Source organism: Herminiimonas contaminans, assembly GCF_015645465.1.
GTDB classification, from domain to species: domain Bacteria; phylum Pseudomonadota; class Gammaproteobacteria; order Burkholderiales; family Burkholderiaceae_D; genus Oxalicibacterium; species Oxalicibacterium contaminans.
This window is the reverse complement of the sequence record NZ_JADOEL010000014.1, coordinates 1-20,829: the sequence shown is the minus strand read 5'-3', so window position 1 is coordinate 20,829 and position 20,829 is coordinate 1. Positions and strand designations below refer to the sequence as shown.

Annotated in this window: 21 protein-coding genes; 16 read left to right on the top strand and 5 right to left on the bottom strand. The window is 54.6% G+C overall.

The window, feature by feature from the left end; translation table 11 throughout:
• Positions 1-97: 97 nt before the first annotated feature.
• The 4 genes from IXC47_RS15065 to IXC47_RS15050 all read right to left on the bottom strand — a co-directional run bounded on the left by IXC47_RS15065 (position 98) and on the right by IXC47_RS15050 (position 3,148).
• Positions 98-1,081, bottom strand: a complete 984-nt coding sequence (locus IXC47_RS15065) for an ABC transporter substrate-binding protein (RefSeq protein WP_195876164.1) — start codon at positions 1,079-1,081, stop codon at positions 98-100.
• Positions 1,082-1,107: 26 nt separating this feature from the next.
• Entirely contained in the window at positions 1,108-1,893 is a 786-nt protein-coding gene (locus IXC47_RS15060) for an ABC transporter permease (RefSeq protein WP_230089588.1), read from the bottom strand.
• On the bottom strand, positions 1,890-2,708 hold the full coding sequence (locus IXC47_RS15055; protein ID WP_175626299.1) for an ABC transporter ATP-binding protein: 819 nt from the start codon (positions 2,706-2,708) through the stop codon (positions 1,890-1,892). The genes IXC47_RS15060 and IXC47_RS15055 overlap by 4 nt, the downstream gene beginning before the upstream one ends.
• A 134-nt stretch (positions 2,709-2,842) precedes the next feature.
• Entirely contained in the window at positions 2,843-3,148 is a 306-nt protein-coding gene (locus IXC47_RS15050) for a hypothetical protein (protein WP_175626115.1), read from the bottom strand.
• A gap of 111 nt (positions 3,149-3,259) precedes the next feature.
• Between IXC47_RS15050 and IXC47_RS19485 the strand changes: the two genes are divergently transcribed.
• The 16 genes from IXC47_RS19485 (at position 3,260) to IXC47_RS14970 (ending at position 20,517) form a co-directional block, all read left to right on the top strand.
• A complete protein-coding gene (locus IXC47_RS19485) occupies positions 3,260-4,924 on the top strand; it encodes a sigma-54 interaction domain-containing protein (protein WP_255485111.1) in 1,665 nt (554 codons plus the stop codon).
• A gap of 279 nt (positions 4,925-5,203) precedes the next feature.
• Positions 5,204-5,815, top strand: a complete 612-nt coding sequence (locus IXC47_RS15040; protein ID WP_175626301.1) for a MotA/TolQ/ExbB proton channel family protein — start codon at positions 5,204-5,206, stop codon at positions 5,813-5,815.
• A gap of 21 nt (positions 5,816-5,836) precedes the next feature.
• A complete protein-coding gene (locus tag IXC47_RS15035) occupies positions 5,837-6,271 on the top strand; it encodes an ExbD/TolR family protein (RefSeq protein WP_195876163.1) in 435 nt (144 codons plus the stop codon).
• Between the two features lie 63 nt (positions 6,272-6,334).
• On the top strand, positions 6,335-7,378 hold the full coding sequence (gene lpxK / locus IXC47_RS15030; protein WP_195876162.1) for a tetraacyldisaccharide 4'-kinase: 1,044 nt from the start codon (positions 6,335-6,337) through the stop codon (positions 7,376-7,378).
• Complete coding sequence (locus tag IXC47_RS15025; RefSeq protein ID WP_175626304.1) at positions 7,359-7,541, top strand: Trm112 family protein; 183 nt, start codon at positions 7,359-7,361, stop codon at positions 7,539-7,541. The genes lpxK and IXC47_RS15025 overlap by 20 nt, the downstream gene beginning before the upstream one ends.
• 9 nt (positions 7,542-7,550) lie before the next feature.
• Positions 7,551-8,303 (top strand): 3-deoxy-manno-octulosonate cytidylyltransferase, encoded by a 753-nt coding sequence (gene kdsB, locus IXC47_RS15020; protein WP_175626305.1) that lies wholly within the window; start codon positions 7,551-7,553, stop codon positions 8,301-8,303.
• 155 nt (positions 8,304-8,458) lie between these two features.
• Positions 8,459-9,115, top strand: a complete 657-nt coding sequence (adk, locus tag IXC47_RS15015) for an adenylate kinase (RefSeq protein ID WP_195876161.1) — start codon at positions 8,459-8,461, stop codon at positions 9,113-9,115.
• Positions 9,116-9,367: 252 nt separating this feature from the next.
• Positions 9,368-11,515, top strand: a complete 2,148-nt coding sequence (locus tag IXC47_RS15010) for a sodium-translocating pyrophosphatase (RefSeq protein ID WP_195876160.1) — start codon at positions 9,368-9,370, stop codon at positions 11,513-11,515.
• Between the two features lie 189 nt (positions 11,516-11,704).
• The gene (gene ggt, locus IXC47_RS15005) at positions 11,705-13,483 is read left to right on the top strand and encodes a gamma-glutamyltransferase (RefSeq protein ID WP_195876159.1); all 1,779 of its coding nucleotides are present in this window, start codon (positions 11,705-11,707) and stop codon (positions 13,481-13,483) included.
• A 56-nt stretch (positions 13,484-13,539) separates the two neighbouring features.
• On the top strand, positions 13,540-14,742 hold the full coding sequence (locus IXC47_RS15000) for a patatin-like phospholipase family protein (RefSeq protein ID WP_175626309.1): 1,203 nt from the start codon (positions 13,540-13,542) through the stop codon (positions 14,740-14,742).
• 149 nt (positions 14,743-14,891) lie between these two features.
• Positions 14,892-15,266 (top strand): ribonuclease domain-containing protein, encoded by a 375-nt coding sequence (locus IXC47_RS14995; protein WP_175626310.1) that lies wholly within the window; start codon positions 14,892-14,894, stop codon positions 15,264-15,266.
• A gap of 44 nt (positions 15,267-15,310) precedes the next feature.
• Positions 15,311-15,709, top strand: a complete 399-nt coding sequence (locus IXC47_RS14990) for a barstar family protein (protein ID WP_124574954.1) — start codon at positions 15,311-15,313, stop codon at positions 15,707-15,709.
• 180 nt (positions 15,710-15,889) lie between these two features.
• On the top strand, positions 15,890-16,501 hold the full coding sequence (purN, locus tag IXC47_RS14985; protein ID WP_195876158.1) for a phosphoribosylglycinamide formyltransferase: 612 nt from the start codon (positions 15,890-15,892) through the stop codon (positions 16,499-16,501).
• 95 nt (positions 16,502-16,596) lie between these two features.
• Positions 16,597-17,853, top strand: coding sequence for an RsmB/NOP family class I SAM-dependent RNA methyltransferase (locus IXC47_RS14980; protein ID WP_175626312.1), 1,257 nt, complete (start codon positions 16,597-16,599; stop codon positions 17,851-17,853).
• Positions 17,854-19,218: a mechanosensitive ion channel family protein gene (locus IXC47_RS14975; protein ID WP_175626313.1), complete on the top strand. Its 1,365-nt coding sequence runs from the start codon at positions 17,854-17,856 to the stop codon at positions 19,216-19,218.
• Positions 19,219-19,323: 105 nt separating this feature from the next.
• Positions 19,324-20,517 carry a DesA family fatty acid desaturase gene (locus IXC47_RS14970; RefSeq protein ID WP_175626314.1) on the top strand — a complete coding sequence of 398 codons (1,194 nt, stop codon included), beginning with the start codon at positions 19,324-19,326 and terminating at the stop codon, positions 20,515-20,517.
• Between the two features lie 44 nt (positions 20,518-20,561).
• Here IXC47_RS14970 and IXC47_RS14965 read toward each other — a convergent pair.
• A partial coding sequence (locus tag IXC47_RS14965) for a hypothetical protein (RefSeq protein WP_230089587.1) occupies positions 20,562-20,829 on the bottom strand: 268 nt, incomplete at its 5' end.

Below are 20,829 nucleotides of genomic sequence, written 5' to 3'. Positions count from 1 at the left end.
GGCCATCGCTGCTTGCTGCGTGTGGTATTTGCCCCGGAAGTGGAGCGAGAGGTGTGGCAAGAAGCAGCGCCGGGACCGGCGCTGGTCTTAGCCTGGTTTATTTAAGGTCAGTGGGCTTCAACATGATTTTTTGTATATCCATGTGTTCTTTCAGCACGCCTTCTTTTTCAAATACATTGACCAGCGCCTGATACGACTTCACATCGTTGGCAGTCAAATCCTTGTTGGCGCGCAGATAGGGTTGCGCGACGTATTGCACCTGGTCAGGCTGGATTGCAGTGTACTTGGCGATGATGGGACGGTATTTGTCGAAGTTTTCATTCGCCATCTTGGTCGCCTGGTCCAGCACGGCGACGACTTTCTTCGCGACTTCCGGACGCTCTTTCATGAACTTGGTCGAGAGTACCGAGACGCCGGAGTAGAAAGGATCAGCGATGAAGGTGGCGACCGGATTTGTCATCGCACGTCGGGCCTCTTTCGATGCGATGGCGATCGAACCTACCGGTTCCAGCGACAGTGTGGCATCGACAGTACCGGCAACCACGGATGGAATGTGCATAGGCACGGCGATTTCATTGATGCGCACATCCTTGTCCGGGTCCAGGCCGTTTTGACGCAGGATGTAGCGCGTGATGGTTTTCCACTGGATGCCGGGCAGGGTGCCTATGCTCTTGCCCTTGAGATCCTTGAACGAGGAAATGGTCGATGCATTCGAAACGATCAGGCCATCATTGATCATGCCTACCTTGATGCCACCACCTTGCAGGCCAAAGACTTTGAAAGTACCCGGATAGCGCGATTCAGCCAGCGCCGTGATACCGGCTGCCGCACCTGGTGGTCCGAAGTCAGCCTGGCCGGACACCAGTGAATCGATGATCTGGTTCGGGTTCTGGAATTTAACTGAGTTAATTTCTATCCCGGCCTTTTCAAACAGCTTCTCTTCCAGTGCCACGTAGTAAGCCATGGTTTGCATGATGGGCAACCACGACGCAGTGACCTTTTCCATTTTTTCCTGTGCCAGTGCGAGCGATGAATTCAGCAGCAGGGTTCCGACGATAGATGCCAAGACGAACTTTTTCATACCATTCTCCAGAATTGAAAATTAAATTAGCGACCTGCCCAATGCACTACCCATTTCTCGAGTGCGATGAATAAAAGATTGAAGCCGTAACCGACGCCGCCGGTCATCAGGATGGAGGCATACATTTGCTGCAGATCGAATACCTGCTGTGCATCGATGATGCGATGGCCCATGCCATCCATCGAGCCGATGAACATCTCGGCCACGATGATGACGACCAGCGCCAGCGAAACTGCCATGCGCAGGCCGACAAAGGTTTGTGGCAGCGATTCAAAGAACAGCACGTCGCGGAATACACGCCATTTCGAAGCACCCATTACGCGTGCTGCGAGGATGCGCGTCTTGCGCGAGTTCATGACGCCATAGGCCACGTTGAACAGCACCACCAGCCAGGCGGAGAAACCGGCGACCGCGATCTTGGCGAAATCACCGATGCCAAAGATCAGCAGGAAGAGCGGGAACATGGCAGTGGCTGGCGTCGAGCGGAAGAAGTCGACCAGCGATTCAATCGAGCGATAAATACGGTCATTCGAACCGAGCGCGATCCCGGCCGGGATACCGAACAGGGCGGCCAGGCCAAATGCATACAGCGTGCGATACAGCGTTGCTGCCAGGTCTTTGGTCATGGAGCCAGAGACCAGGCTGTCCCATAGGGAGCCGAAAGTGGCGAATGGATTCGGCAGCAGTTTGTTGCTGACCCATGCCGAATCATTGGCGATCCACCAGACCGCTATCAATGCGACCGGCCCGATCAGGCTGCGGCCGACGCGCATGCTGTTGTTCATGAAGGGTGGGTATTGTGTGCTTTTCATTTGCGCACCTCGCGTTGGAAGATGTCCAGGCAGCGCGCCTTGGTTTGCACAAAAGCAGCACTGGAAAGGGTGGCGATATCGCGCGGACGCGGCGCATCGAAGCGCACCGTGTCGGCAACCCGGGTCGGTCGTTTGGTCAACAGCAAGACATGATCGGCGAGGTAGACCGCTTCTTCCAGGTCATGCGAAACGACGATCATGGTGACGCCGGTGGTGTGAAAAATTTCCTGCAGCTTCTCCCGTATGAAGAGAGTCATTTCATAGTCGAGCGCTGAGAAGGGTTCATCGAGGAACAGCACTTCAGGATGCGGTGCCAATGCACGCATGATGGAAATCAACTGCTGCTGGCCGCCGGAGAATTCATACGGGTAACGATTCAAATCAAACTTCACGTCGAAGGACGCGATCAGTTCTTCGACTCGCGCGTCGCAATCGGCCTTGCTCATGCCCTTGATGACGAGTGGATATTTGATGTTGTCTATCGCACGCATCCACGGGAACAACGCTTCGCGGTAGTTCTGGAATACATAGCCGATGGTGGTTTGCTGCAGGGTTTTGCCGTCGAACAGGATGTCGCCGTCGTCGTATGGAATCAGACCAGCGATCATATTGATCAGCGTCGACTTGCCGCAACCGTTGGGGCCGAAGACACAGGTCACACGACCTTTCGGAAAGTCGAGATTGAAATCGGAATATACCGGCGCACCGCCAAATGATTTGCTCAGGCCGCGCACTGTAATGTGCGGCCGTGCAGTGGCTTCCGGCGCGGCATCGTCGCGGTAGCTGTGCAAGGAAAAATCAACGACTGAATTCATGTTTCTGGTTTCCTTATAAAACGCTGCTAGTCCAGGCATGCAGATTTGCGTACACATTTGTCTCAACATGACATCGAGTTATGTTCCTTAACGCAATTGATATGCCAGCACGGAAAATCAGCGCGCTGTGCTGCTTAAAACGCGTGCCTGAATGCAGGTGTAGAAAAGCCGTTAAAAGACATGTCTTCATAGGAGAAATGACTGATACACGGTGAACTTTTAAAGGCCGATTTGGCACAGTCGGGGATGGATAAAAACGGAAGCATGGGCGGGATAACAGAGGTGGATTTCTCGACCATCTTGTTAACCAAATTGTTAACAAGATGACCTGTCCCTGTTTCTTTTTCCTCGGCCAAATACTGATGGAATTGTGTTTTTGCTACGCCTCGCTTTGGCGCATTAAATTGTTGCAGCAGGGCGTATGCGCGAAGACCGTGCATATGGCACATGCGTATTGCTCAAAAACAAGCAAGCAAGAAGGTAAACCGCAGCTTGGTACATGGCAGGGACATTGCTTACACAATGTCCGGGATGTCGATAAGAGGTTGAGTATGGAAATGAAGAGCAAGGAATTCAGTACAGGAATCCGGCCGTATTTGCATTCGACGGCACAGGCAGAGCTGTCGAAGAATGTACATGGCATCGTCGACTGGTCGGAGACACAGCTCTTTGTGACGCGAGAGATATCGAAGCTGATAGGCAAGAGCCTGGATCCGGCTTTTGCGATACGCAATATGTTGCACCTGTTATCCGAATTCCTCGGCTTGAATCGTGGCCGTTTGTTTTTATTCGATGCGCAAAAGCAGCGTCTGGTGATTCGCTATTCATACGGGCTGGATGAAGAGGAGATCAAGCGCGGCGTGTTTCGTCCCGGCGAGGGGATTACAGGCAAAGTGTTCCAGTCGGGCGAAGTGGCGATCATTCAGGATATTGATACCGAACCCAATTACCTGGCGCGCACGGTAGATCGCGATACGCTGCCTAAGGGAACGATCTCCATGTTTGCCTTGCCCATCATCGTCAACGGTACGGTGCGTGGTGTGCTGGCAGTAAATCGCTTTCGCGGTTTGCATCGTCCGCTCAGTGACGATCTGGTGACTGTGCGTCTGGTGGCAGCGCAGATTGCGCAGTTGCTGCGCATAGAACATTTGGTGAACGAGCAAGTCGAGCGGCGTACTGCGGCGTTGACAGTTGAGAACCGTGAACTGAAGAAGGCGCTGGGCAAGCAGGCGCAGCACGGCGGCATCATAGGCGAGTCGGTGGCGTCACGCGCAGCCTTGCGTCAGATCACGCAGGTGGCGAATACGGTGGCTACCGTATTGCTGTTGGGCGAATCAGGTACCGGCAAGGAATTGTTTGCGCGTGCCTTGCATATGGCAAGTGACCGGCGCGATGCACCTTTCATCAAAGTGAATTGCGGTGCCATTCCGGAGAACTTGTTCGAGTCTGAATTGTTCGGCCATGAAAAAGGTTCGTTCACCGGCGCGCACGCCGCCAAGCCCGGACGCTTTGAAGATGCAGACGGCGGCACGTTGTTCCTGGATGAAGTGGGCGACTTGCCATTGTTGTTGCAGGTCAAGTTGCTGCGTGCCTTGCAGGAGCAGCAAATCCAGCGTGTCGGCGGACGCAAGGAGATACCGGTGAATGTGCGCATAGTCGCCGCTACCAACCGTGACTTGCAGCAGTTGGTGGCGAGTGGACGCTTCCGGCTCGACTTGTTCTATCGTTTGAATGTGGTGCCGGTTAAACTACCGGCGCTGCGTGCGCGGGCTGAAGATATTCCTGCGCTGGCGCGTCATTTCATCAGCCTGGCCAACGATACCTTCCAGCGCCATGCCACCCTGACGCCGGGCGCGATGGAACAACTGATACGTTTCCCCTGGCCTGGCAACATCCGTCAACTGCAAAACATTATCGAACGCCTGGTCCTGCTGGCCGAACAACCCGAAATCGAAGCCGCGGATGTCAGCCGGGTACTGGAGTCGGAGCGTGCCGTGGATGCTGTGTTGTCGAGCATGACAGTCGCTGCCGGAACCAATACAGTGACCCGCTCGGTACGGACCAATCAGGCAGTGCGCGGCGATGAGGTCGAGCAGATTGTGTCGGCGCTGACCGAATGCGGCGGCAATAAATCACGCGCGGCACAAATATTGGGGTTGACCTTGCGGCAACTGAATTACCGCATCAAGGTGCTGCAAATCACCTTGCAAAGCTGAGGCAGACAAGCAGATATAAGCCGCCTCATTTTTGAGCGCGGGAAATTTGTTCTTTGAAATCAATGGCTTCGACTGCTTGCACACAGTTACGCACAATGTTATCCACAGAAAATGTGCACAAGCCATGTGTGCGTTCTCATGATCGCGTTAAAAGGCATAGGCATGTGCTTATCTGTCCGCAAGCAATGTAGGCAAGGCTATGAATGTAACTTGCTCTCGCAGCGTCAAACCGTTACATTCTCCATCCATACTTATTGAATCCCACAGAAGGAGCTTATTTTGCTCGCCATTATTCATGCAGCAGGCTGGCCTATCTGGCTGTTGCTGATTGCCTCCGTTATTGCCCTGACCCTGATTATCGAACGTAGCATGTACTTGCGCCGCAATCGCATATTGCCGCCCAGCTTGCTGGACGAGGTCGTGCGGGTCTATCGCAGTGGCCGTATCGATGAGAACGTGGTGACGACGCTGGAACAGAATTCGCCTTTGGGCCGCGTACTGGCTGCCGGTTTGCGCAACGTCGATGCGCCGCGTGATGTGATGAAGGAGTCGATCGAAGAAGCAGGGCGCGGCACTGCGCATACGCTGGAACGCTTCCTGACGACGCTGGGTACCATCGCCACGCTGGCACCGCTGATGGGTTTGTTTGGTACCGTGGTCGGCATGATTGAAATCTTTGGTTCACAAAACGCAACCGGTACCGGCGCGAATCCGGCGCAACTGGCACATGGTATTTCGATTGCCCTGTACAACACCGGTTTCGGCCTGGCGATTGCGATGCCGTCGCTGGTGTTCTACCGCCACTTCCGCGCCCTGGTCGATAGCTTCATCATCGATATGGAGCAACAGGCTGTGAAGTTTGTCGACATCGTGCATGGCGCACGCAAGTAACAGTCCGGAAAGAGACGCCTGATGAATTTCCGCAAAGGACAAGGCCGCGAAGATCCGGAAATCAATCTGATTGCCTTCATAGATGTATTGCTGGTGATCCTGATTTTCCTGATGGTTTCGACCAGTTACAGCAAATTTACCGCCTTGCAGATTACGTTGCCGACCGCCGATGCGGAGAAGGCGATGGACCGGCCATTTGAAATCAATGTCGGCGTCGATACGCAAGGTCGCTACTCGATTAATAATGCACGCGTCGCCGTGCAAAATCCGGATGCGCTGGCAGCAGAGCTGAGTGCGGCGGTGGCGGCTTCCAGCAAGCCGAATGCCGATCCGGTTATCATCATTGCAGCCGATGCGACCGCTACGCACCAGACTGTGATCAATGTACTGGAAGCGGCGCGTATCGCCGGTTATTCCAAGGTCACGTTTGCTGCGCAAACCAGCGGCAAGAAATAAGTAGTTCTATCATGTGGCGGTACTGACGATGTCGGTACCGTCACCTTCATACGGAATCCACCCTTGAGTCTTCAGCGCTCCAATCTTGAAGAATTCCTGACGCGTACCTGGTCGCAGCGCGGCTTGGCGGCTTGCATGCTGCTGCCGGTAGCTGCCCTGTTTGGCGGTTTGTCGGCCGTGCGCCGCGCCGCCTACAGCGCCGGTCTTGCCAAGAGCGAGCGTTTGCCGGTGCCGGTGGTGGTGGTGGGGAATATCTTTGTCGGTGGTACCGGCAAGACACCGCTGACGATATGGCTGGTGCAGGCATTGCGTCAGGCTGGTTATACGCCGGGCGTGATTTCGCGCGGCTATGGTGTGCACAATGAAGTGCCGCAGGAAGTTACTGCGCAATCGCTGGCGCACGAAGTTGGCGATGAACCTTTATTGATTGCGTATCGCGCCGAGTGTCCGGTGATGGTCGGACGCGACCGGGTAGCGGTGGCGACAGCCTTGCTGGCCGCGCATCCGGAAGTCGACGTGCTGGTATCGGATGATGGCTTGCAGCATTACCGTATGCAGCGGGATATCGAAATCGTCCTGTTCGACGGACGCGGTGCCGGTAATGGCTGGCTGCTGCCAGCCGGTCCCTTGCGCGAGCCGACTTCACGCCAGCGCGATTTCACCGTATTGAATGGTGCGGACCATGCGCCGGGTTTGCCACCGGATGCGATCCATATGCAGCTGGTCGGCAATACCGCAGAAAAACTGAATGATCGTTCTCAGGTCAGCCTGTTAAGCTCCTTCGCTGCGACTGACGGCAAGCATGCGCCGGTGATCCTGGCAGCGGCTGGTATAGGCAATCCGGGGCGATTTTTTGGCTTGCTGCGCAGTGCCGGTTTGCAATTCGAGGAAATGGCTTTGCCCGACCATTATGATTTTTCCGACAATCCGTTTGTGCATGTGCAGGCGGATGTGATCCTGATTACCGAGAAGGATGCAGTAAAATGTCGGCAAAACGAAGGTTTGAGAAACGACACCCGTTTGTGGGTCGTGCCTGTAACAGCGCAGCTTGACGGCGCGCTTGCTGAAAAAATTGTGGAGAAACTCCGTGGACGCTCGATTGCTTGATATTTTGGTCTGCCCGATCTGTAAAGGTCCGCTTGAGCATGACAAAAAAGCGCAAGAACTGATTTGCAAGGCCGATAAACTGGCCTATCCGATACGTGATGGCATTCCTATCATGTGGGCGGACCAGGCACGTGACCTGCAAGTCAACTCCGGCGCAAACTGATCATTACTGATGTCTTTTACCGTCATTATTCCTGCCCGCCTGGCGTCAACCCGCCTGCCGAATAAACCGCTGGCAGACCTCGGTGGCAAGCCGATGATAGTGCGCGTGGCTGAACGTGCGATGCAGTCTGGTGCAGCCCAGGTCATCGTCGCTACCGATCATGCCGATATTTTTGCCGCCTGCGCGCAGCACAAGGTAGCGGTGCAGATGACGCGGGCTGACCATCCATCGGGTACCGATCGTATAGCCGAAGTAGCAGCGTTGATCGGTCTGCCGGATGACGCGGTGGTGGTGAATGTACAAGGCGATGAGCCGTTGATAGACCCGTCGCTGATCGCGGCGACGGCGACACTGATTTCGCGTGATGTGCCGATGGCAACTGCGGCGCATACCATCAGTGATATTGAGGAAATCTTCAATCCGAATGTAGTGAAAGTGGTGCTGGATAAAGCCGGACGTGCGCTGTATTTCTCACGCGCGACTATTCCCTGGCACCGTGATGCTTTTGCCGTGAGTCGGGATGCGATGCCAGCGGGCTATGCGCCGCTGCGCCATATCGGTCTGTATGCTTATCGCAATGCCTTCCTGCAGGAATACCCGCAGCTCAGCGTTTCGCCGCTGGAGCAACTGGAAGCGCTGGAGCAATTACGCGTGTTATGGCATGGCGTTCCTATCGCCGTGCACGTGACGCCGCATGCCCCGGTGACGGGTGTGGACACCCCGGAAGACCTGCAGCGCGTAAGGCAATTTTTCGGTCAATGATGCGCTGCAGCAAGCGCAAAACAGCGCTTTGATATAATTTTGTGGTAAGTTTCGTGCAAAGTTCATAGTTCAAATCTATAAATCACGACTATCCTCCGGTGCCGCATTAGCGCCCTTCGGTAATAGAATTCAAAAACTCGTTTTAGGAAAATTTCATGCGCCTCATCCTTTTAGGAGCGCCTGGTGCCGGTAAGGGCACGCAAGCTGGTTTCATCAAAGATAAATTCAATATCCCGCAAATTTCGACCGGCGACATGTTGCGCGCAGCGGTCAAGGCTGGCACGCCACTCGGCATCGCCGCAAAAAAAATCATGGACGAAGGTGGCCTGGTGTCGGACGACATCATCATCGGTCTGGTCAAGGATCGCCTGAAAGAACCGGACTGCGCCAAAGGTTATTTGTTCGACGGTTTTCCACGTACCATTCCGCAAGCTGACGCGATGAAAGAAGCGGGCGTTGCGATCGACTACGTATTGGAAATCGATGTGCCTGACGAAGCGATCGTTGAGCGCATGAGCGGTCGTCGTGTACATCCGGCATCGGGTCGTACTTACCACGTCAAATTCAATCCACCTAAAGTGGCAGGCAAGGACGACCTGACTGGTGAAGAATTGATCCAGCGTGATGACGACAAGGAAGAAACCGTGAAGAAGCGTTTGTCCGTGTACCACGAGCAAACCGAAGTGTTGGTTGGTTACTACAACCAATGGGCAGCTTCCGGTCAGCCAGGTGCGCCCAAGTATCGCAAGATCGCAGGCGTAGGCCCGGTCGATCAAATACGTGACAGCGCGTTTGCCGCGTTAGCAGGTTAAACAAAAAAAGCGGACACCATGTCCGCTTTTTTCTTATTTGCTCAAATTGCCTTATCGCTATAGCATCGGTATTGTATTGATGCAGTAGTAACAGAATCAGGGAAGCAATCCCGCAACAGACTCAGCCAGCCCTGGCATCCAAATAATAAAAAGGGCGACAGAAAGTTTTGCAGTACGCAGCACGGAACATGTTTATGTCTGTTGCATAGTCGTAGTGGTCAACTTGGTCGTGAAAAAACAGGAGGAGTCGATATGGCATCAAGTCTATGGTTCGCCATTGCGTGCGGCGTTGTTGCCGTTATCTATGGCCTGATCTCACGTAGCTGGATACTCAAGCAAGACGCCGGTAATGAACGCATGCAGGACATTGCCGCCGCGATTCAACAAGGTGCTGCTGCCTACTTGGCGCGCCAGTACCGCACGATAGCCATCGTCGGCGTCGTTCTCTTCATCATCATTGCATTGGTGCCCGGACTCGGGCTGATGACTGCGATCGGCTTCCTCGCGGGTGCGGTGTTGTCGGGTGCTTGCGGCTTCATCGGCATGAATGTGTCGGTGCGAGCCAATGTACGCACGGCGCAGGCGGCAACCAAAGGTATGAATGAGGCGCTCGATGTGGCGTTCAAGGGCGGGGCGATTACCGGCATGCTGGTGGTCGGCCTCGGTTTGCTTGGCGTGGCCATTTTCTTCCTGATCCTGACCAGCATGGCGCGCGATGGCGGCGTGTATCACGTCACCTTGCACGACATCATTACGCCGCTGATCGGCCTGGCTTTCGGCGCATCGCTGATTTCGATTTTTGCCAGGCTCGGAGGCGGTATCTTCACCAAAGGTGCGGACGTCGGCGCTGACCTGGTGGGCAAGGTGGAAGCAGGCATTCCGGAAGACGATCCACGCAATCCGGCCGTGATCGCAGATAACGTGGGTGACAACGTAGGCGACTGCGCCGGTATGGCGGCAGATTTGTTTGAAACTTATGTGGTGACCCTGATCGCGACCATGTTGCTCGGCACACTGGTGATGCGCGGACTGGAAGTGCAGGCGGCAATTTATCCGTTGCTATTGGGTGGTGTGTCCATCCTCGCGTCGATAGTCGGTTGCTCTATGGTCAAAGCGAAAGAAGGTAAGAAAATCATGTCGGCGCTGTACACCGGTTTATGGTGGGCTGCCGGTTTGTCGCTGATCGGTTTTGCAGTTGTGACCTGGCTGGTGATTCCGCCTGAATTGCGTGTCGCGATGATGGGTTCGGCGGTAGTTGGCATCATCCTGACCGGTTTGATGGTCTACATCACCGAGTACTACACCGGTACCGATTTCAAACCGGTGCAACATGTGGCGCAGGCTTCTACTACCGGCCACGGTACCAACATCATCGCGGGTCTCGGCGTCTCGATGCGCTCGACTGCATGGCCGGTGGTATCGGTGTGTTTCGCTATCCTGGCTTCGTATTGGTTGGGTGGTTTGTACGGGATCGCGATTGCGGCGACCTCCATGTTGTCTATGGCGGGCATTATTGTTGCGCTTGATGCGTATGGCCCGATTACCGATAACGCTGGCGGTATCGCCGAGATGTCCGGCATGCCGGAATCGGTACGTGCGATTACTGATCCGCTGGATGCGGTTGGCAATACCACCAAGGCAGTGACCAAAGGCTATGCGATCGGCTCAGCCGGACTCGCTGCGTTGGTGCTGTTTGCCGATTACACGCATGCACTGGATTCGGTCGGCAAGAGCACGACCTTCGACTTGTCCAATCCCATGGTCATCGTTGGGCTTTTCATCGGTGGCTTGATTCCATACTTGTTTGGCGCGATGGCGATGGAGGCAGTAGGTCGCGCTGCCGGTGCGGTGGTGGTCGAAGTGCGCCGCCAGTTCAGCGAGATCAAGGGCATCATGGATGGCAGCGGCAAGCCGGAATACGACAAGGCGGTCGATATGCTGACCACTGCAGCCATCAAGGAAATGATTATTCCGTCGCTGTTGCCGGTGGTGATACCTATTCTGGTTGGCCTGATCCTCGGACCTGCGGCGCTTGGTGGTTTGCTGATGGGTGCAATCGTAACCGGTATCTTTGTTGCGATTTCGATGACTACCGGTGGTGGCGCCTGGGATAACGCGAAGAAGCATATCGAAGACGGCCATCACGGCGGCAAGGGATCGGATGCGCACAAGGCAGCAGTGACCGGTGATACGGTCGGTGATCCGTACATGGACACGGCTGGTCCTGCAGTCAATCCCTTGATCAAGATCATCAACATCGTAGCCTTGCTGATTGTGCCTTTGTTGCCAGCAACAGGTTTGCAAGTGGTGGATACCGTCACCAATGTCACTATCGTCACGCCGGTACAGACCATTGTCGTGCCGGTGGATTCTGCGCCGATTACCCCGACGCGTCCTTGAGTTTTAGATGATGGTTATGCGGAAAAGGCAGCGCAGGCTGCCTTTTCTTTTATCCGCGGCCTGTATTTCCGGCCAGATGCAGCGAACTCAATTGAAAAAACCTCGTCCTAACAAACTGACATCTGCGCCCAAGCGGTTTACACTGGGGACGCACCTTTTGCCTTCTTCTACGTTACTCCGGGATTCTGCATGATTAAAACGACTGTTTTTGTCGCCGTATTATCAGCCTTGCTTACCGGCTGCAGCAGCCCGCCAGTAGTCAAGCCATACATCCCGATAGAGCCGGAAGGCAGTAGCGGCTATACCGAAAAGAGCGGTTGGGTCGCAAAGAAATTCATGGTGGCAGCCGCCAATCCACTGGCGGTGGATGCAGGTTACCAAATGTTGAAGGCCGGTGGTTCTGCAGTTGATGCTGCCATCGCAACGCAAATGGTGCTGGGCCTGGTGGAACCGCAATCGTCCGGCCTGGGCGGTGGTGCGTTCATGTTGCACTTCGATGGCGCGCGTGTACTGGCCTATGATGGCCGCGAAACAGCGCCGCGCAATGTGACGGGTAAATTGTTCCAGAACGCGGAAGGCAAGGCCATGCCTTTCCACGAAGCGGTAGTTGGTGGTCGCGCTGTCGGTGTGCCGGGTGTATTGCGCATGCTGGAGCTGGCGCACAAGCAGAACGGCAAGCTGCCATGGGCAACCCTGTTCAATCCGGCGATCAAGCTGGCGACTGAAGGTTTTGCCGTCAGTCCGCGCCTCGCCATCTTGCTGCAACATGAAACTTATCTGAAGCAGGACCCGGTCGCCGCCGCTTACTTTTACGATGCGCAAGGCAAGCCCAGACCTGTCGGCTACATCCTGAAAAATCCGGCACTGGCTGAAACCATGAAAGCGATAGCGCGCGATGGCGCAAATGCGTTTTACCGCGGCCAGATCGCGCACGATATTGCAGCCAAGGTTGCGCAGCATCCTACCAATCCCGGTGAAATGGGTTTGCACGATATCTCCAGTTACAAGGCCAAGGTACGTGAACCTGTTTGCAGCGATTACAAAGCATGGACTGTGTGCGGTATGCCGCCACCTTCGTCGGGTGGTATCGCGATAGCGCAAATCCTGGGCATACTCGAAAAGAAAAACATCGCGGCCTATTCGCCGGTTAATGGTGCGTGGAATGCGAATGCCGTGCATCTGTTCGCGGAAGCAGGGCGTCTCGCTTACGCGGATCGCGATCGCTATATAGCCGATCCGGATTTTGCGCCGCTGCCGGGTGGTAGTGTGCAACCGCTGCTCGATAAAAAATACCTGGCACGCCGCGCCGCGTTGATAGGTGATGAGTCCATGGGTAAGGCGCAGCCTGGTGATCCTTTCAATACGCGCCTGGCCTGGGCCACCAGTACTTCCCCTGAGCTGCCTTCGACTTCGCATATTTCCGTGGTGGATGCGAAGGGCAATGCGGTCGCCATGACGACTACCATTGAAAACGGTTTTGGTTCGCGCCAGATGGTCGATGGCTTTCTGCTGAATAATGAACTGACCGATTTCTCGTTTGATCCCAGCGATGTGAATGGCTTCATCGCCAACCGTGTGCAACCCGGCAAGCGACCACGTAGTTCGATGGCACCGACTTTCGTGTTTGAAAAGGGTACGAAGAAACTGGTGCTGGCGGTAGGCTCACCAGGTGGTGCTTACATCATCAATTACGTCGGCAAGGTATTGGTCGGTATGATGGATTGGGGGCTGACGGTACAGCAGGCGATTGATTTGCCTAACGTCGGCAGCCGTAACGGACCGACTGAGCTGGAGCGCGGTCGTGTGCCGAATACCCTGGTCAGGGCACTGACGGAACGCCAGCATGAGGTGCAACTGGTGGAGCAGACTTCGGGCTTGCAAGGCATCATGCGCTTGAGTATCCATGGTGAAGAAGTCTGGTTTGGTGGGACAGATCCTCGTCGTGAAGGCATCGCCAAAGGAGACTGATCCTTGGTGTCGTGCCCGCTTGTCTGAAATCCGAAAGGCCTGAATAATTGGTGTCTATGCGAGACAAAAAGAAAATTGGCCTGGTGCTGACGGGAGGCGGAGCGCGCGCGGCCTATCAGGTCGGCGTGCTGGAATCGGTATCGGCCATCCTGTGTGAGGCTGGCTGGGCGCCGGAGAAAAATCCCTACGACATTATTTGCGGCACCTCCGCCGGTGCGATTAATGCGACTGCACTGGCTTGTCACGCCGACGATTTCTGTCCCGGCCTGCAACGAATTGTGCATGTATGGGAAAACTTCACGGCTGAACAGGTCTACCGCGCGGACTCGCTGGGCGTGCTGCGTTCCGGCGCGAAGTGGCTATCACTGCTGTCGTTTGGCTGGCTGCTGCGCACATGGAAAGCCAATCCACCAAATTCCTTGCTCGACAATACGCCTTTGGTCAGCCTGCTGAATCGCATGCTCAACCTGCCGCGCCTGGATGCGGCACTGGTGGACGGCAAGTTGCACGCGCTGGCCGTCACTGCCTCGTCCTATACGGCGGGCAAGCATATGACGTTTTATCAAAGCGAAGCTGATATAGAACCGTGGGTCAGGACCCAGCGTATCGCGGTACGCAGTCAGATCGGTGTTGAACATTTGCTGGCGTCGGCGGCGATCCCGCTGATTTTTCCGGCGACGCCGATTTTTTGCGAAGGTCGACGCGAGTATTTCGGTGACGGCTCAATGCGGCAGGTGGCGCCGATTTCACCGGCCATCCATCTGGGTGCCGACAAAGTGCTGGTGATAGGGGCGGGGCGGTTGATGGAACCGGCAATCGATCAGTCGCGCAATGCGCAGTATCCGAGCCTGGCGCAAATTGCCGGGCATGCCTTGTCCAGTATCTTCCTTGATAGTATCGCCAGCGATATCGAACGCCTGAATCGCATCAATCAAACCTTGTCGGTGCTGACCGACGAACAAAGAACCAAGACTCCGCTGCGGCCGATAGAGATGCTGACCATCGCGCCATCTGAACGACTTGACACAATTGCAAGTCGCCACATCAGCAGCCTGCCACGTCCGGTCCGTATGTTGCTGTCGGGCATAGGTGCGGCTGAAGTGCGTGGTGCAGCGCTGGCTTCTTACCTGTTGTTTGAAAAAAGCTACACCTGCGAACTCATTAATCTGGGACGCAAGGATGCCTTGGCGCACAAGACTGAAATCCTGTCATTTTTCTCTTCGCAAGACACAGGTGTGGCCGAAAACGCCGATATCTAAGCAGCAGCCTATCCCATGCTTGTCAAGCAATTAGTGTTGATTCGGACAACACAACACGTTACTCTCGGGTATTGGACTCGTTAATTCAATAGGCTGCGTTGATAGGGTGCGTCGATAGACGACACCCATTATTAAGAAAAGGTATTTCGGTGAAAGTTAAATTTATCACGCGCTTTTTCCTGCTTTTCGCTACATTCTTACTTTCATTCAACGCTTTTGCTTTCGATTCCGGCGCGCTTGGAGTTGTTTCAGTTAATGAATTGCCGCGTGAAGCGCAGGAGACGATCGCCTTGATACGCCAGGGTGGACCTTTCCCTTATGACAAGGATGGTTCCATATTTGGCAATTATGAAAAGGTTTTGCCTCAGCAAAAGCGCGGGTATTACCGCGAATACACTGTAAAGACACCGCGGGCTCGCAATCGTGGTGCGAAACGGATCATTACCGGCGGCGAGAAGACCAGGCCGCGCGAATATTATTACACCGCCGATCACTACAGAAGCTTCAAAAGAGTCATGGAGTGAGCGGGGTGTTATGTTGATAATAAATAGCTGGAGATGAGGGAGAAATGAGTTTGTTTAAAACCGTGCCGCTCAATGTAGTGCAGTCGATCCGGGCCTTCCGGGTCGCAGATTTGCAGGCAGAAGCCGCGCATCTTGGACAGCACTTCCTGTACGCACATTGCGCACATGCGACCACCAAGCAGCAGGTATTGGCCGTGATTGCGGAGGCATTCCAGTTTCCCAAGCATTTTGGCAAGAATTTCGATGCCTTGTCCGATTGCCTGACCAGCCTGGCACACAAAGCAGGCCCGCAGCCTGGTTTCCTGGTGGTGCTGGAGCAACTGCCGAATACACCGAAATTCGACAAGGAAGCACGCGAGACTTTGCTCGACGTATTCCGCGATGCCGCTGATTTCTGGGCTGACAAGAAAATCGCATTCCGGGTGTTTTACTCCTTTCAGTAAGTCGTATTCTCGCAGCCGCTGGTACATCGCGGCTCGCTGCCTCGCCTGAATTCCGGGCACATTTCCTCGGTTTTGCTTCGTCGTCGCTGAGCGTTGGCGCGCTCTGTACTGCGCTGATAGTTAATGATCCGGCCGGTTGCCGTCGTTCTGATCGGCCCGCGGTACGGTACAATGCGCGCCATGAGAAGAATCGTCATTTTGATTTCCGGGCGCGGTAGTAATATGCGGGCCATCATCCGCGCTGCGCAAAATGAAGAGTGGCCAGCACAGATCGCGGCCGTTATTAGCAATAAGGCCGATGCATCGGGCCTGGCCTATGCTGCCGAACACGGTATTCCGGCACTGGTTGTGGCAAACAAGGACTATCCGAGCCGGGAGGCCTTTGACGCAGCACTCCAGAGCAAGATCGACTCTTTTACGCCTGATTTGGTGGTTTTGGCAGGTTTTATGCGTGTGTTGACGACACCTTTCGTCGCACATTACGCCGGACGCATGCTCAATATCCATCCATCGCTGTTACCAAGTTTTGTTGGTTTGGCAACGCACAGACAGGCTTTGGCTGCGGGTGTCAAATTGCATGGCGCAACTGTGCATTTTGTCACTGCCGAGCTGGATCATGGTCCTATCGTGGCGCAGGCGGCGGTGCCGGTACTGGCCGACGATACGGAAGATACCCTGGCCGCCCGTGTGCTGGAACAGGAACACATTATTTATCCACGCGCTATACGCTGCTTCATAGACGGACGATTGTCCGTGCTGGACGGTGTGGTGCGTATTAATCAAGCAGCTTAACGCCCAGAGTCCTGACGAAACTGATGCAGCGGTTCGCTACCCGAACCAGCTTGCCCGGCGACTGTCAGACAAGAATATTTTATGAAGGAATATGCATGAGATTGCCTCCAGCGATCATTAATAACACCGAAGAAGTACTGCGCGAGATCCTGCGTTTCACAGGTCCGGCCGACGGTACCTTATCGCGTTACTTCCGCGAACATCCTAAGCTCGGTTCGCGTGAGCGCGGTGTCGTGGCAGAAGCGGTATACGGTTTGCTGCGCAATAAAGCGGTGTACACCAGCTTTGCCGAATCCGGCAATGGCCCGACCATGCGTCGTATGACTTTGCTTGGTCTGGCTGATGCAGTCGGCGTTGAATCGTTGGGTGGCCTGACCGAAGAAGAAACCGAATGGCTCAAGCACGTGATGCAAATCGATCGCACCTTGTTGCCGTCGCTGTTGCGTTCGAATTTGCCGGAATGGCTGTTCGACAAACTGGTGGCTCGTGATGGCGAAGCAACTGCACTGGAACTGGCGCACGCCGTGAACCAGCCAGCACCGCTGGATCTGCGCGTCAACGCATTGAAGGCGACGCGCGAAGAAGTGATTACATCGCTGGCAGAAGCACCTATCTTGTGTGAGCCTACACCGTACGCACCTTTGGGTATCCGTGTCATCAAGAAGCCTGCATTGCAGAACCTGCCTTTGTTCAAGAATGGTTCGATCGAAGTGCAGGACGAAGGCAGCCAGTTGCTGTCACAAGTGGTCGGTGCCAAGCGTGGCGAAATGGTGGTCGACTTCTGTGCAGGCGCGGGCGGCAAGACTTTGTCACTGGGTGCCGCGATGCGCAACACCGGCCGTCTGTATGCGTTCGATATCTCCGACAAACGCCTGGCCAAACTGAAACCACGTCTCGCGCGTAGCGGACTGTCGAATGTGCATCCGGTACTCATCGCGCATGAAAACGATGCCAAGGTAAAACGTCTGGCAGGCAAGATAGATCGCGTGCTGGTCGATGCTCCATGCAGCGGCCTCGGTACCTTGCGTCGCAATCCTGACGTGAAGTGGCGTCAGACTCCGCAATCGCTGGTAGAGTTGAATGAAAAGCAGGCTTCCATCCTGGCCGGTGCAGCGCGCCTGGTTAAAGCAGGTGGTCGTCTGGTGTATGCAACCTGCAGTATTCTGGATGAAGAAAATGAAGCGATTGTTGCCAGCTTCCTGGCATCGCGCGATGACTTTGTTTTGATCCCCATGAGTGAAGTGCTGGCGGAACAAAAGATAGATTTGAAGATGGGTGATTATCTGAAGCTGTCGCCGGCGCAGCATCATACTGATGGATTTTTCGCGGCGGTACTCGAACGTAAAAAATAAATGAAACAAAACCTGCTAACTACTCTCTGGGCTGATTTGTGGACTGACCTGGGCATACCTGGTCTGCGCTGGCAAATTGTTGCTGTAGTACTGTGTTTTGCATTGGGTTGGGGTATCGCACGTGTGGTGCGCAGCCTGCTGGCGACACAAGAGCCACAGCAAAATGCATTACGCAGGTTGGGAGTAGAAAGTTTCACGCGTGTTTTGTGGCCACTGCTGACCTGGCTGCTGTTGGCTATCTCTAAAGCTGTCCTGGAACGGCTGGATGGTGTCGACGGTGTGGATGTCTTGCGCGTCGTGATGCCGCTGGTCGCATCGTTTGCGTTGATACGCCTGGCTTTCTATGTCATGCGACGCGTGTTTGCGCGCAGCGGCAAGGTCAGTGCATTCGTCCTGCTGTTTGAACGCAGCTTTGCTTCACTGGTGTGGATCATCGTAGCGCTGCATATCACGGGCGTGCTGCCGGAGTTCATCGAATTCCTCGACGACACCTTTGTCCCGCTGGGCAAACATAAAGTCTCCATCATGACGATGCTGCAAGCGATCGTCTCGGTGGGTGTGACGCTGATTTTTGCGCTGTGGGGATCGGCCCTGATCGAAGAACGCCTGATGCGACTCGACGGCATGCATTCGTCGATGCGCGCCGTGCTGTCACGCATGAGCCGTGCAGTCCTGATCCTGATCGCCTTGCTGGTCAGCTTGTCCATGGTCGGTATCGACCTGACCGTACTGTCGGTATTTGGTGGTGCGCTGGGCGTCGGCCTGGGCCTGGGTTTGCAAAAGATAGCCAGCAGTTATGTTTCCGGTTTCATCATCCTGCTCGAACGCAGCATGACCATAGGCGACACGGTGACGATAGATAAATTCACCGGCCGCGTGGCACAGATCAATACCCGCTACACCGTGTTGCGCAATGGCGACGGCAGCGACACCATCGTGCCGAACGAGGTCTTCGTGGCGAATTCGGTGCAGAATTTATCCCTCAGCGACACTGTGATTCAAATGACAACAAAGGTTTCAGTTGATTACCGGACTGATATCGATTTGGCATTGCGATTGCTGGAAGAGGCCGCACTTGGAGTGGATAAAGTGCGCAAGGGGCCGGATCGCGTACCAGCAGCCACCATGGTGGCCTTTGGTGCGGATGGGATCGACCTGCAGCTGGGGTTCTGGGTCAATGAACTGGATGGACGCGGTACGGTTTTGTCTGATGTCAATCGTGCAATATGGCGATCATTTCAGGCGAATGAGATCAATGTACCGTTCCCGCAACGTGAAATAAGGTTGATTGACGAGCAATATCAGCCGGTAAAAGAACGTTTAAATACCGCGAAAAACCCTGCAAAATCGGATATAGGCCCTTAAAAAGGGTACAATTCGTCTCGAAAATTTGCCAGCAACCCTAGCAATTCGATTTAGCGATACCATCTAGGGGATACCATTATCCATGGCATTCATATTGGAGCCACAATGATCGACGCAGTACTTGATTTCCTATCGAACGGCCTGACCCGCGCCAGCGGTTGGGAAGTGTTTTTCTACGCGCTCGCCGTGACACACATCACGATTGCGGCGGTCACTATCTATTTGCATCGCAGCGCCACCCACCGTGGCCTGGACCTGCATCCGATTCCTAGTCATTTCTTCCGTTTCTGGCTGTGGCTGACCACTGGTATGGTCACCAAAGAATGGGTTGCGATCCATCGCAAGCACCACGCCAAATGCGAAACCGAAGAAGATCCGCACAGCCCGGTTACCCGCGGTATCAAGAAAGTGTTTTTCGAAGGTGCTGAGTTGTATCGCGCAGAATCGAAAAACATGGAAACCATGGAAAAGTATGGTTACGGTACGCCGGACGACTGGATCGAACGTAATGTTTACACGCGTCATAGCGCGATGGGTATCGTCCTGATGCTGTTCATCAACGTCGCTTTGTTCGGCGTGATCGGTGTTTCGGTATGGGCCCTGCAAATGGCATGGATACCTATCACTGCGGCTGGCATCATCAACGGTATCGGCCACTACTGGGGTTACCGTAACTACGAATGCAGCGATGCAGCAACCAACATCTTCCCTATCGGTATCCTGATCGGTGGCGAAGAGCTGCACAACAATCACCACACCTTTGGTACTTCGGCCAAGCTGTCGGCCAAGTGGTACGAATTCGACATCGGCTGGATGTACATCCGCATGCTGGAAACAGTAGGTCTGGCCAAGGTCAAGAAAGTCGCACCGCAACCGAAATTCGACACCAGCAAATTGCATCTCGATTTCGACACGCTGCAATCCGTCATCGCCAACCGTTATGACGTGACTGCAAAATACGCGAAGTCGCTGAAGCAAACCTGGCACGATGAAGTTGAGCACCTGAAAGAAAAAGCGCAGCTGGAGTCCGGCTTCTTGCGTTCCGCGAAGAAGCTCCTGCATCGCGAGCCTAACAAGCTGGAAGCACCGCATAAAGAACAACTGACGACTTTGTTCGCACACAGCAAGCCGCTCAAAACAATGCATGAAATGCGCGTTGAACTGGGTGCGATCTGGGAGCGTTCACATGCTAGCCGTGATCAGTTGCTGCAGCAGTTGCAGGATTGGTGTGCACGTGCTGAGGCTTCGGGGATTACTGCTTTGCGTGATTTCTCGTTGCGTTTGCGTAGTTACGCTTAAGTAGTCTGATGTATTGAATAAAAAGCCCGCTGATGCGGGCTTTTTTATTGGTGTTTGGTTTGCGTGTTGATTGTTGCTGATTCTGTTTGCTCTCCGTGGAGAGCGGGGTTGCCGGGGGTGGCCCGGCGGCCACTCACTTTCTTTGCTTCGCCAAAGAAAGTAAGCAAAGAAAGGCGACCACGGCGCCGCTGCCCCTGCGGGGTTCCCGTTTGTGCGGGACAAAAAATGGGAAGTGGGCGAAACTCGCTGCGCTCAGACACACCCACTTCTTTTTCCATTTTCTGTCCCGCACAAACGGCATCGTCACAGTGG

Excerpts from the sequence above, each read along its gene's own strand:
- IXC47_RS15065 (WP_195876164.1), bottom strand. The coding sequence starts at position 1,081 with ATGAAAAAGTTCGTCTTGGCATCTATCGTCGGAACCCTGCTGCTGAAT.
- IXC47_RS15060 (WP_230089588.1), bottom strand. The coding sequence starts at position 1,893 with ATGAAAAGCACACAATACCCACCCTTCATGAACAACAGCATGCGCGTC.
- IXC47_RS15055 (WP_175626299.1), bottom strand. The coding sequence starts at position 2,708 with ATGAATTCAGTCGTTGATTTTTCCTTGCACAGCTACCGCGACGATGCC.
- IXC47_RS15050 (WP_175626115.1), bottom strand. The coding sequence starts at position 3,148 with ATGCACGGTCTTCGCGCATACGCCCTGCTGCAACAATTTAATGCGCCA.
- IXC47_RS19485 (WP_255485111.1), top strand. The coding sequence starts at position 3,260 with ATGGAAATGAAGAGCAAGGAATTCAGTACAGGAATCCGGCCGTATTTG.
- IXC47_RS15035 (WP_195876163.1), top strand. The coding sequence starts at position 5,837 with ATGAATTTCCGCAAAGGACAAGGCCGCGAAGATCCGGAAATCAATCTG.
- kdsB (WP_175626305.1), top strand. The coding sequence starts at position 7,551 with ATGTCTTTTACCGTCATTATTCCTGCCCGCCTGGCGTCAACCCGCCTG.
- adk (WP_195876161.1), top strand. The coding sequence starts at position 8,459 with ATGCGCCTCATCCTTTTAGGAGCGCCTGGTGCCGGTAAGGGCACGCAA.
- IXC47_RS15010 (WP_195876160.1), top strand. The coding sequence starts at position 9,368 with ATGGCATCAAGTCTATGGTTCGCCATTGCGTGCGGCGTTGTTGCCGTT.
- ggt (WP_195876159.1), top strand. The coding sequence starts at position 11,705 with ATGATTAAAACGACTGTTTTTGTCGCCGTATTATCAGCCTTGCTTACC.
- IXC47_RS15000 (WP_175626309.1), top strand. The coding sequence starts at position 13,540 with ATGCGAGACAAAAAGAAAATTGGCCTGGTGCTGACGGGAGGCGGAGCG.
- IXC47_RS14990 (WP_124574954.1), top strand. The coding sequence starts at position 15,311 with ATGAGTTTGTTTAAAACCGTGCCGCTCAATGTAGTGCAGTCGATCCGG.
- purN (WP_195876158.1), top strand. The coding sequence starts at position 15,890 with ATGAGAAGAATCGTCATTTTGATTTCCGGGCGCGGTAGTAATATGCGG.
- IXC47_RS14980 (WP_175626312.1), top strand. The coding sequence starts at position 16,597 with ATGAGATTGCCTCCAGCGATCATTAATAACACCGAAGAAGTACTGCGC.
- IXC47_RS14975 (WP_175626313.1), top strand. The coding sequence starts at position 17,854 with ATGAAACAAAACCTGCTAACTACTCTCTGGGCTGATTTGTGGACTGAC.
- IXC47_RS14970 (WP_175626314.1), top strand. The coding sequence starts at position 19,324 with ATGATCGACGCAGTACTTGATTTCCTATCGAACGGCCTGACCCGCGCC.